Source organism: Paenibacillus sp. FSL R5-0914 (assembly GCF_038004525.1).
GTDB lineage: Bacteria > Bacillota > Bacilli > Paenibacillales > Paenibacillaceae > Paenibacillus_AQ.
Genome location: NZ_JBBORH010000001.1, coordinates 2,305,689 through 2,318,155, shown reverse-complemented (window position 1 = coordinate 2,318,155; position 12,467 = coordinate 2,305,689). Strand labels below are relative to the sequence as shown.

At 44.5% G+C, this 12,467-nt stretch carries 8 protein-coding genes and 1 other annotated feature (1 of these 9 only partly in view); of the genes, 1 reads left to right on the top strand and 7 read right to left on the bottom strand.

The window, feature by feature from the left end:
• Window positions 1–135: 135 nt before the first annotated feature.
• Window positions 136–1,371 (bottom strand): SPOR domain-containing protein, encoded by a 1,236-nt coding sequence (locus tag MKX60_RS10110; RefSeq protein WP_341059709.1) that lies wholly within the window; start codon window positions 1,369–1,371, stop codon window positions 136–138.
• A 216-nt stretch (window positions 1,372–1,587) separates the two neighbouring features.
• On the opposite strand from MKX60_RS10110, the gene MKX60_RS10105 reads away from it, so the two are divergent.
• Window positions 1,588–2,574, top strand: coding sequence for a diaminopimelate dehydrogenase (locus MKX60_RS10105; RefSeq protein WP_076286493.1), 987 nt, complete (start codon window positions 1,588–1,590; stop codon window positions 2,572–2,574).
• 91 nt (window positions 2,575–2,665) lie between these two features.
• Here the strand turns inward: MKX60_RS10105 and MKX60_RS10100 are convergent, their stop codons facing one another.
• The 6 genes from MKX60_RS10100 to MKX60_RS10075 form a co-directional block, all read right to left on the bottom strand.
• Complete coding sequence (locus MKX60_RS10100) at window positions 2,666–3,850, bottom strand: glycosyltransferase (protein ID WP_341059707.1); 1,185 nt, start codon at window positions 3,848–3,850, stop codon at window positions 2,666–2,668.
• A 336-nt stretch (window positions 3,851–4,186) separates the two neighbouring features.
• Window positions 4,187–5,344 carry a GGDEF domain-containing protein gene (locus tag MKX60_RS10095; RefSeq protein ID WP_340972457.1) on the bottom strand — a complete coding sequence of 386 codons (1,158 nt, stop codon included), beginning with the start codon at window positions 5,342–5,344 and terminating at the stop codon, window positions 4,187–4,189.
• Between the two features lie 36 nt (window positions 5,345–5,380).
• Window positions 5,381–6,547: a GGDEF domain-containing protein gene (locus MKX60_RS10090; protein ID WP_341059705.1), complete on the bottom strand. Its 1,167-nt coding sequence runs from the start codon at window positions 6,545–6,547 to the stop codon at window positions 5,381–5,383.
• 280 nt (window positions 6,548–6,827) lie between these two features.
• On the bottom strand, window positions 6,828–8,207 hold the full coding sequence (gene murC, locus MKX60_RS10085; RefSeq protein ID WP_042191191.1) for a UDP-N-acetylmuramate--L-alanine ligase: 1,380 nt from the start codon (window positions 8,205–8,207) through the stop codon (window positions 6,828–6,830).
• Window positions 8,208–8,213: 6 nt separating this feature from the next.
• Window positions 8,214–9,590 carry a bifunctional folylpolyglutamate synthase/dihydrofolate synthase gene (locus MKX60_RS10080; protein ID WP_341052132.1) on the bottom strand — a complete coding sequence of 459 codons (1,377 nt, stop codon included), beginning with the start codon at window positions 9,588–9,590 and terminating at the stop codon, window positions 8,214–8,216.
• Window positions 9,591–9,595: 5 nt separating this feature from the next.
• The gene (locus tag MKX60_RS10075) at window positions 9,596–12,232 is read right to left on the bottom strand and encodes a valine--tRNA ligase (RefSeq protein ID WP_341060291.1); all 2,637 of its coding nucleotides are present in this window, start codon (window positions 12,230–12,232) and stop codon (window positions 9,596–9,598) included.
• A 155-nt stretch (window positions 12,233–12,387) separates the two neighbouring features.
• Window positions 12,388–12,467, bottom strand: a binding site (T-box leader); it runs 203 nt beyond the window's last position.

Below are 12,467 nucleotides of genomic sequence, written 5' to 3'. Positions count from 1 at the left end.
TAAAAGTTGCGGAGCGATACCATCCTCCGTATCAATTATAGTTTAAGTTATATAGGGATAATTTCCTCTTTCGCGCCAAAACAGCAAGCCCCCACATCTGGAGGCTTGCTGTCTTTAATGTCAACAATCTATCAGTTAATTCATTGCAGTTAGTAGCTGTTTCTGGCTAGTCAAAAAGCTCAGCATCGATTCTTGCACTTCCCAAAGTAGGCCCTGAGCCTTGTTCTTGTTATATTCACTCCAGGCTGATATCCCTTGGCTCATTGATTTCTCTAACGCTGCGCAAATGCTTTTGGCTTCAGGAGATACGCCTTGTTCCAGCACTTTTACTGCTTCATTCCATTGCAGATGGAGATCACTCACAGCGGAGGTATTTGCTGTCGTACTTGTTTGGCCAGCGCTAAGTAAAGAAGCAGATTGACTGCTTAGTTCACTGAGCAGCTGCCCGCTCACAGAGAAATAGTTCTTCACTTCCTCTGCATTACCGGTATAGACAAGCTGTTCAGCCTCGGGAAGTGCCACCTCCCTCACATACAGCTCAATACCCTGATTCTTTAGTCCGCTGCTAAGTAGCTTGGCCTGTTCACGGTCGGATGACATTCCAGCATACACACGATTGCCGTCTGCAGGATCCATACCCGCAGCCAATCCTGCGGTTAACAACTCCTGGCGAGCCTCTTCAGCACCTGCAGGTGTACTGAATACTCCGTACTGCAGCAGATAATAGCTTTGCGCAGCTACTTGAACTGGGATCGTGTTCTTCCCTGCATTTTCAGTACCCGTCACTGGTAATCCTGATGTACCTATACCTGCCGGATCTTTAGCTCCACTGGACTGCACTGAAGTAGCCGCCATGTCTGCTGTCCCATTTCCAGAACTGCTGTCCATATTCCCTCCGTAAAAAAAAGAAAGTGCAGCATAACCAAGCAGTACCCCTGTGCCGATGGCTCCCGTAACAGAAAGAGCTAATTTCCACCAATACGAAGGACGCCGAGTATGATAAGAGCCTCCGTAACTGCCAGAGGATACAGTCTCTAATTTATCTCTGCTATCCGAAACCATATCTGACAGAAGATACGATTGCTGTGTATATCTAAAATCCTTATCCTGTTCGTCCCATTCTTCCTGACGTGGATCTACAGTACCCGAGTAATAGTCATAGGAATCTTCCGGCGGTGCCTCATGCGTAGAACGAAAATCAGGCTCATAAAGCCATGTTTGCTGTGCTGGACCTACCTCTTGACGCAGTCCCTCAGCGTACTCTTCAGCTGTGCCCAATCCGCCATTTGACCAGCGCTCTACCACTTTAGGCTTTGGTTTAGGCTCGTCCTTGTTCACGTCAAATCGGAATGTCATTCTTCCGTTATTCAACAGTTACACCTCACCTCATCTAATCTATAAGTAAATATATGATAGACAATAGAGAGATATGCTATTTTTAAGCCATAGGAATTATGAAAGATTATGCAGATTCAGTTTACATTACATGTACCTTTTATATACTATATAAAAAGAGCTAAAAGTGTGCACTATACTAGGTAAGCTAGAAATGATGCTTTAGTTCACTACTGATTAGGAGGGCTTCTTCTGAAACAAAAAATTCAAGCAGCTATTGTAGGCTACGGAAATTTAGGAAAAGGTGTACGTAAGGCTATCAACCAAAGTGAAGATATCGAGCTAGTTGCGATCTTTACGCGCAGAGAACCTGGACAACTGGAAGCCGGAGAAGCCGGTGTGAAGTTCGAACACATCTCTGCCGTTGAACAATATAAGGGTAAAGTGGATGTTATGATTCTATGCGGAGGATCGGCTACCGATCTGCCAGAACAAACACCAGCCATTGCCCGGATGTTTAATACCGTGGACAGCTTTGATACTCATGCCAAAATCCCCGAGTTCTACGAGACCGTTGACGCCGCAGCTAAACAAGGTGGAACACTCAGCGTAATTTCTACTGGTTGGGATCCAGGCTTATTCTCAATGAATCGTCTGCTCGCTGAAGCTATTCTTCCACAAGGTAAAGAATACACCTTCTGGGGCAAAGGCGTTAGCCAAGGCCACTCCGATGCGATCCGCAGAGTAGATGGAGTTAAAGCTGGTGTACAATATACCGTTCCAGTACAAGAGGTTATTGAGGCCATTCGCGCTGGTGAAACACCAGAGCTTACCACTCGCCAAAAACACCTTAGAGAGTGTTTTGTAGTGGCTGAGGCAGGGGCAGATCAAGAACGCATTCGTGCAGAAATCGTGAATATGCCGAACTATTTTGCAGATTATGATACTACGGTTACTTTCATCACTGAAGAAGAATTGGCAGCTCAGCATAGCGGAATTCCGCACGGCGGGTTTGTTATTCGCAGTGGTGTAACAGGGGAAGGTACGAAGCAGATTGTTGAATTCGGCCTGAAGCTGGAGAGCAATCCAGAATTTACAGCTAGTGTTCTCGTGGCCTATGCCAGAGCCGCTCAGCGTATGAGTCAAGAAGGACAGAGTGGAGCGCGTACAGTATTCGATATTCCACTTGGAATGTTGTCTCCGAAATCTCCAGAAGAATTACGCCGCAACCTGCTGTAAAATCATACAAAAATGAAAAAACCGCGTAGGACCTTAAAACGTCCTCACGGTTTTTCATATACTGCAGGCAGTGCCTTCTCGGGCGTACCTTTTACACAAGACTAAGAATCTTGTTCTTCACATAATTCACTTCGTAATCCTTTAACAATGTGCGATGCGCCCGTTCAGCAATAATCGTTACCATCTCAGGATTCTTTAACAACGTTATTACGCTAGCAACAACATCAACTGAGGTATTAGCAAGCAAAATATTACGGTTATGCTCACAGTTCAATCGCTCGCATACTATAGAACTTGTAACCACCGGCGTTTTGAGTGCCCATGATTCCAGAATGTTTCTGGAGACTTCACAACCTTCAAGGATCGGCACAAGAACCGCTTTAGCACGACGTATATAATCAGCAGACGGTTTCAAAGGTCCAGTGATAATGACCGATACATCATCCTTTACAAGCGTCAACACATCCGTATGAACCTCATGACCCGTGATGTAACACTTGATATCAGGCACTTGCTCTTTAATCAAAGGGTAGCTTTTCTTAAAGAAGTTTTGAGCAGCCTTAATCCCTTGTCTGGTGTTCATATTCCAGTGCAGAACCATTGAATTTTCTTTTGCAACAGGCTCAGTAAAAGCGTCGTATTCATTCATTTTTATGAAATGAGGAACAACATGAACTTTACGGGCATCCGCAAAGGATAGAGATTTGAATGAAAGGGCATCCCATTCCGAGGTTGCCAAGAGTACACCCGTTTTATTCATTAGTCTCCGCTTATTCCGCCGAACCAAAGCCTCATTTAGTTTATAATAAGGATTACTGCTGCTCGGCTTCCCAAATTCTTTTCCAACGGCAAGCCCGCTCTCAAAACGATACGTATCTGTAATAACACTGGCCTCAGGAAGCAGATTACGAACCATATCAATGCAATTTCCCAGCAAGCTATGCGATATAAATACATGTCTGTAATTATTCGATCTACAAAGCTCCATGATGGTACTCTTCATGTCTTTCTCCGCATGACTCCGATTAGTGAAATTCCGTAATATATGTAAGGGACGCAGCATAGATCTCCACGAGTTAATGCACCCGTTAATGTAATGAACCGTTAGTGCAGTTCCATCATTTGTAGACATATCCTTGTGCGTACTAGCATACGTCAGCAAATCAATATCAAATTTCCCTAGCAAAATCTCGAGAATACTCCCTGTTCTCATTTCTCCTTCTAGATCCTCTGCGCTTTGATTTTGTGCTGAAAGGAACAGCATTCTTTCTCGCATGACTCTGGCTCCTTGAATTTTTTATATAAATCATCTCTACTTATCACTGCAACTTTAGATGCAGTTCAATAGTAACTCATTTCACATAAAATTTTTGTCGATTTATAGGGAAACCTTTAAAATTTTTATATATTTTCATGCTTTATTCGAAAATCATTGCGATAAACCTATATATATCGCTATTTTTTTGAAGATTCAAGCAAAAAAACTACTTTTACAGTAATACACGAACATGAATTTTCTATTCCAAAATTTTATACTCGTTAGGTATTCTGAACTATTCCCTATGCAAACAAAAAAGTGTCTTCCTCATCTAATGACGAAAGGAAGACACTTTTATATTTCATAGCTTCTAACAACGCAGTTCCGACCCTTTTTCTTAGCTTGATACAATGCATTATCACAAAGTTTGTAGAGATTATTTAGAGAAAAACGTTCACCCGATTCTATCGTAATGACTCCAATACTTATCGTGTAGTGCAGCGGTACGCCATGAATCATTGAACCTATAACAGCTGTGCGCATTCCTTCAGCAATAACATCACTACTCTTCTCATCGGCTCTGTGCAGGAGCACTGCGAACTCTTCTCCCCCAAATCTTCCGATCAGATCACCATGACCAAGCTGTTGCTCTATTTTAGACGCCAAATCAGTTAGTACTTGGTCACCTGTATTATGGCCGTAATTATCATTTATGCTCTTAAAGTGATCGACATCCAGCAGTAAAAAAGAATAGGGCAGTTTCTTCATCGCTGAAGCAGCTATTAAAGGCCGAGCACGCAAAACGAACGACCTGCGATTCAAAATACCGGTCAACTCATCATAAGTTGCTACCCGCTCCATTTCTGCAAAGGAATCTTCTCTATAAAGCAGCATAATTCCCGCGGTTCCTAGAAACATATACAAATAAATCCCGAGATAAAAAAACAAATAAAGAAATTGTGCAACTTGTGTATTGATTCCTAATACGGAATACAGCGGTTCTAAGGCTCTCCCCGCCAACGACAAGATGACAAGACAATATAGCAGTCCCATTATTATTTGTAGCGAAGTCTCCATGACCTTCAGACATAGTATATAAGCAGGATAGGCTATAATCAGAACTCCAGCCAGACAAGCGACTGGAATAACGAGAGGATCCTTTGGCATCAACAAATACATAAGCACCACAACTAGAATGGATACTCCGAATAATATAGAATAATATCTCTCCACTTTGCTCCCGAATACTCTGAGAAGCATTAGAAGCGCCAAGCTTTCGAGCGTGCCTCCAGCCAGAGCAAGAAGTGCTATGATCGGTAGACTAAGTGGTGTATCTATAAAATCCTTCAGTAATAAGAGGATCAAGGCTGCTAGTTGCAAATATTTTGCTGTGATAAACAATGAAGAAGTCTGTTCCTGCGGATAACGCAAACGATACACCACAATAAGCAGCACCGTGAACGATTGCCACAAAAAGAGACACACCAGCAGTGTCTGGAGATCCAGATGCATATAAGTGAAGTTCACCTCCCCTAGTATTCCTGACTCTCAGTATACATATCGGTATCTGATGACTCTATTTCTTCCCTCTTGTTTGGCCTGATATAATGCCTTGTCGCTTAGCTTGTACAACTTATTTATCGAAATCTCCTGATCTGGCATGATCGTAATTACACCTATACTAACTGTGTACCCCTGTTGAACCTTATTAGTGGAAGTATTCATTATCGCCTCACGAAGCGCTTCAGCTTTCTGGTCGCAGCTCTGCTCATCTACCCCACAGAGTATGACTGCGAATTCCTCGCCCCCTAGTCTGCCAAACAAATCGCCATTTCCGAGATTATCTTTAATCGTCGATGCGAACTCTTCCAGCACAATGTCACCGGTATCATGACCATAAGTATCGTTGACCTGTTTAAAATAATCCAAATCCAATAGCAAAAATGAGAAGTACTCCTGCGCTCGAAATGCCTTTTCAAGCTTTATCTCCGCTTCCTGAAGAAATGCTCCACGGTTTAGGATCCCCGTCAAATCATCATAACTGGCTATTCTTTTTAGTTTGACGAAGGAATGCTCATTTGAGAGAAGAATATAACCGGCAGCCCCTACGATAAATAAAAAATACATCCCCAAATAATACAAATATTGCGTGAGATTTGTTGAGAACACATTCATCTCGGGCTCCCAAATCAATGCAACAAGCGCCCGCATCAGCATAATCGCTGCAAATACATAAAATAATACGCCTAATATTTTTTGAAGAGGGGTAGCCTTTTTATTCACAGTTAGATGATAAGCTGGATAAACTATAAATAGTATAGACCAAAGTGAAGTACAAGCGATGCGCAAGTTGGAATGATTAAAAAATAATGCGATGATACTAAAACTAATTATGCTCAATACCGAAAGGATGATGTAATATCGCTTTATTTTTGGCCCCAGTACTCCCATCATCAGCAGTAACGCTGTAATTTCTAGACAGCACCCTCCAAGGATCAGAGCATTGCTAAGCGGAATGGACAACGCATGAGGGAGATAATCCCATAATAAAATCGAACACCAAAAGAGTAGCTGCACTTCCTTTGATCGGATGAACAAGGTGGAGGCTGTATCTTTAACAGCGGTACTTCGATAATTGGTTATAAGCAACAATATAAATAAATTTCCGAAAATAAACAAATAAATCAGTGTTCTAATTTCAAGCAGGGAGCTCATACGTCACCACCTATGCGAAAATATCCCCACAAAGTGCGGCTTTGCTTCGATGCGTACTCGGGTACTTTGTGGGGATCCCAAATATACGTTGAAAAATCGATCCTCTTCTGACAGCACTATAGCACTTTATAACTATATCAGTAAATACGTTAACAATACCAAAAAACACTTCCCTCTAAACTCCCTTCAGATAAACACAAGGATTATCTGAACGAAATTTTGGGGAAGTGCTATTGAATAGAGAATATAAATATCCTCGAATTAGCCTCAATTTGTAAACTTAATGCTTCTTCTTCAACCCGTCTGCCAGTGCGTATCCGACCTTCCAGATATCGCCTGCGCCCATCGTAATCACCAGATCACCTGGAGCAATACGAGGTGTCAGATCAGCTAGAACATCTTCTTTGGTTGGCAGATGTCTCGCGCCCGCATTACTGTTCTTAACGATTAGCTCAACCAGCTTCGCAGAAGTAACACCTTCGATCTGTTTCTCTCCAGCCGGAGAGTAAATATCGGTGATGATGACTTCGTCGGCTTCGCTAAAGGCACGGCTGAAAGCATCTAACAGGAAGAAAGTACGTGTATAGCGCTGAGGCTGGAATACCGCAATAATCCGTTTTCCTGTTGCCTTGGCAGCACTGATCGTTGCCTGAATCTCTGTAGGATGATGCGCATAATCATCAATGACCAGAATGTCATTGACTTCTCCGAGCACTTGAAAACGGCGCTTCGCACCATGGAATTTCACAATCGCTTCAGCGATTTTCTCGAAAGAAATCCCTGATTTCAAACAAGCGATTACCGCTGCCATTGAATTATAAAGATTGTACTGTCCAGGAACAGAGAGTTCAATCCGTCCAAGCACTTCTCCATTATGATTCATCGTGTACGATACCTGACGATCGCCTAGAACGATATCAGTGGCAATATAATCTGCAGTGTTCGACTTGATGCCATAAGTAATCACCTTACCTGTTACTTCAGGTAAAAGAGAGATCACATTCTCGTCATCAGCGCATACTATAGCAGTTCCATCTTCGCGCGTTTGGTTCATGAACTGCACGTATGCAGCTTTAAGACGGTTAAAGTCTCCGTCGTAATTTTCCAAGTGATCCGCTTCAACATTCGTAACGATCCCAAGCCAAGGGTGATAGTGCAGGAAAGAGCCATCACTCTCATCCGCTTCCGCTACTACAAACTCACCTTGTCCCGCCTTTGCATTCGTACCTACATTCATAATCTCTCCACCGATAATATACGTTGGATCAACGTCGCACTCTTCCATCACAAGTGCAATCATGGAGGATGTGGTAGTTTTCCCGTGTGCTCCAGCAACGGCTACCCCTTTACGTTCATTCAATAAACGGGCTAACATTTGCGAACGATGCAGAATTGGAATCTTAAGACGCTCAGCTTCCACCCATTCCACATTATCACTAGACAAAGCCGTAGAGTATACGACTAGATCCGCACCTTTTACTTGTTCTGCTGTATGCCCGATATAAATCTTGGCACCTTTAGCAATCAATTTATCCGTTAATTCTTGGGCAGCCACATCGGAGCCCGTAACTGTATATCCCATTTCTAGCATTACCCGGGCAATCGCGCTCATTCCGTAGCCGCCGATCCCTATAAAATGCACACGTTCAGTAGTATCCAACAGTCGTCACCAGCCTTTTTCAGTATCGGGTTGCTGCAAAAGTGTACCGCGTACGTCAGAGATTAAATACAGCGTACCAGATACGACGGCAAGGTCATCCTCCGCTGTAATCGACTTCAGTAGCTGCAGCGCTTTTCCCCAATTATGTTCTACTATGATTGCCAAGTTTTCCTTGGCATATTTCTCCCGCAGACTTTCTGCGATAACTTGCAGATTCTCCGCGTCCATTTTGTTCTGGAAATCCGGTTCGGTCAGGATGAGCGTATCCACTATAGGCAGTATATGCTTAAAGTAGGATTCATGATGCTTATTTGACAGCATTCCCATAAGTAAATTTAATTTACCGTATTGATAGAGCTGAGGCAGACTTTTTGCAAGACTCTCCGCACCTTCCGGATTATGTGCTCCGTCTAGTACAATCCTTGGAGACTTGCTTACCTCTTCCAGCCTTCCAGCCCAGAATGCGTGGCGCAAACCTTCAAGCACATCTTCATCCTCAAGCATAAAGGCCATATACTGACGCAGAACCTCAAGTACCATCATGGCAGCTGCCGCATTGCTAATCTGGTGCTCGCCTTTCATTACGATCCCAAGTTCAAGCGAACGAAAGGGACCCTTAAAATGAAAAGTCTGCACATCCTCCCGGATTTCAGTAGCCTCATAGCTAAAATCTTCTCCGGCAAGATAAAGAGTAGAGCGGCAAGCCGCTGCTTTCTCTTTCAGAACCGCTACGACTTCCGGCTGAGTTACGCAGCTAACAACAGGTACGCCCGTCTTAATAATTCCGGCTTTCTCCATTGCAATCTTCTCTAGCGTATCTCCCAAAATATCCATGTGATCATGACCAACATTAGTAATCACAGAAACAATCGGAGTCACGATGTTCGTTACATCCAGCCTTCCCCCAAGCCCGGTCTCCCATACGACAACATCAGGACAAGAGACGCCCGCAAAAAATAGAATGGCCACAGCTGTAGTTACCTCGAACATCGTAGGTGAGCCAAACTCCGTTTCCGAAATTTCTTGGACTAGTGGACGTAATTGGTTAACCAGTTCGACAAGCGTTTCTTCAGAGATGTCCGTATTATTATATTGGAACCTGTTCGTGAACTTTGTAATATACGGAGATGTAAAGGTGCCTACTGAATAGCCGCTTTGTATAAGTGCACTAGTCAAAAAAGCACAAGTTGAACCTTTGCCGTTCGTACCCGCCACATGAATAAACTTCAGCCGACGGTGCGGATTTCCCAGCTTGTCCATCAACATCTCGATTCTATCTAAACCTGGCCGTATCCCAAAAGGGATTAGGCTCTTGATCCAATCAACCGCTTCGGTGTATGTCGCAAGAGGGGCGGTACTTCCGCCCCGATTTAGGTCATCCATGTCTCTTATCCTCTCAGCTCTGCGATGCGGGCAAGTACTTTCTCACGTTTAGCAGAATAATCTGCCTGCTTCGCCCGTTCCTCTTCGATAACTTTAGCAGGAGCTTTGGCCACGAAGCCTTGATTGCTCAGCTTTTTCTCTACGCGTTCTACTTCGCTGTTCAGCGTCTGCACTTCTTTTTCCAGACGAGCGATTTCTTGTTCAATATCAATGAGTCCCGACAATGGCAGAAGCAGTTCTGCTCCTGTTACTACAGCGGACATTACCTTATCCGGCGTTTCTGGATTCAGGCCAGCTTCGAAGGAAGACGTATTACAGAAGCGTCCAATGTAGTTGTCGTTACGGGTGATAATACTCAGCGTCTCTTCATTACCCGCTTTGATGATCAATTCAACCTTTTTGCTCATCGGTACATTCACTTCAGCCCGGATATTACGAACGGCCCGGATTACATCCATCAGCAGGTTCATTTCCGCTACGGCTTGCGGATTCTCCAGAGCAGCATCATACTCCGGCCATGCAGCCAGCGTAATCGTCTCCCCTTCATGCGGAAGGTGCTGCCAAATTTCTTCCGAAATAAACGGCATAAACGGATGAATCAAGCGCATTGTGCGGTCTAGTACATAGGCAAGTACAGACTGTGTCTTCGCTTTGGCCGCGGCGTCTGATCCGTAAAGTGACAGCTTCGCGAACTCAATATACCAGTCACATAGATCGTCCCAAATGAAGTTGTACAGCTGGCGACCGGTCTCACCGAACTCGTACGAGTCAATTAGACGCGTAATCTCACGAGAAGTTTCGTTCAGACGGTGCAAAATCCAGCGATCAGCAGTACTTAGCTCACCCGAAATGTAAATATTTTCAAAGCTTACGCCTTCCAAATTCATCAACGCGAAGCGTGATGCATTCCAGATCTTATTGGCGAAATTACGCGCCTGCTCAACCTTTTCCCAACGGAAGCGTAGATCCTGTCCAGCTGTACTTCCGGTAGAAATCATGTAACGCATTGCATCTGCGCCATACTTCTCGATTACTTCAAGAGGGTCTACGCCATTCCCGAGTGATTTGGACATTTTTTGACCTTCGGAATCCCGTACCAAACCATGCATCAATACATCTGAGAAAGGTTTTTCTCCGGTAAATTCAAGAGCTGAGAAGATCATCCGCGCTACCCAGAAATAAATAATATCGTAGCCTGTTACAAGCACATCGTTCGGATAGTAGCGTTTGAAATCTGCACTGTTCTCATCTGGCCATCCTAGTGTGGCAAAAGGCCACAGATTAGAGCTAAACCAGGTATCCAGTACATCTTCGTCCTGTTTCAAGTCGGTTAGACCACTGATCCGGCGCGCTTCTTCCTCGTCATTTGCCACAACCAATTCACCAGTAGACTCGGAATACCATGCTGGAATACGATGTCCCCACCACAGCTGACGGGAAATACACCAATCACGTACGTTCTCGATCCAGTTCAGGTAAGTTCTCTCGAAGCGGTCCGGTACAAAGTTAACCCCGTTCCCATCCTTCTGTGCATTGATGGCAGCTTCAGCGAGTGGCTGCATCTTCACGAACCATTGTGTGGACAAGTACGGCTCAACAACCGCTCCAGAGCGTTCACTGTGTCCTACTTGATGCACATGATCTTCGATATTGATCAGCACACCTTGCTCCTTCAGGTCAGCAGTAATGGCCTTACGACATACACTCCGGTCTTGACCTTGGTAAGGTCCTGCTTCTTCATTCATCGTACCGCTCTCATCCATTACGTTAATCTGCGGTAAATTGTGACGTTGACCCATCTCGAAGTCATTCGGATCATGAGCTGGTGTAATCTTAACCGCACCACTACCAAACTCTTTGTCTACATAATCATCAGCGATAATCGGAATCTCACGGCCAATAATCGGCAGGATCAACGTTTTGCCGATCAGATCTTTATAACGATCGTCTTCCGGATGAACAGCAACCGCTGTATCACCCAGCATGGTCTCCGGACGTGTGGTCGCTACTGTAATAAATCCGCTACCGTCTTTGAGTGGGTAACGCAGATGATACAAGTGACCATTAACTTCTTTATATTCAACCTCGATATCCGACAATGCTGTACGAGCCGCCGGGTCCCAGTTGATAATGCGTTTGCCGCGGTAGATCAAGCCTTTATTATAGAGCTTAACGAATACCTCGCGTACAGCTTTCGACAACCCTTCATCCAGGGTAAAACGTTCGCGGGAATAGTCAAGGGAAAGCCCCATCTTAGCCCACTGCTCATGAATGGTATTCGCATATTTATCTTTCCACTCCCACACCTGCTCCAGGAACTTCTCGCGGCCGAGATCATGTCTAGAAATTCCCTGTTCACGCAGCTTTTGCTCTACCTTTGTCTGCGTTGCGATACCGGCATGGTCCGTACCTGGTAGCCACAACGTGTCGAAGCCTTGCATCCGTTTTGTACGAATCAGGATATCCTGAAGCGTAAAATCAAGCGCATGACCAATGTGTAGCATTCCCGTTACGTTTGGCGGCGGGATTACAATGCTGTATGCTTTTGCATCAGGACGCCCGCCTGCACGGAAATATCCACCCTCTGTCCAGTAGGAATACCACTTGGTTTCTGCCGATTTCGGATCATACGTGGTTGGCATTTCATTCTTAGAATCATTTGCAGCGGCAGCATCTGCCGCTGTATCTTGCAAGTTCGGCAACTCTGCCGCTGTTAGATTGTTTTGGTCAGCCATTCTCTGATACCTCCACTTGGTTACTTGTAGTTGGTTTCTAAAAAACAAAAAGACCCCTCGTCTCAAAGGACGAAAGGCCATTCTTTCGCGGTACCACCTTTGTTTCGCGCCAATGAAAAATAAACCTGCACTTCTTTCACCT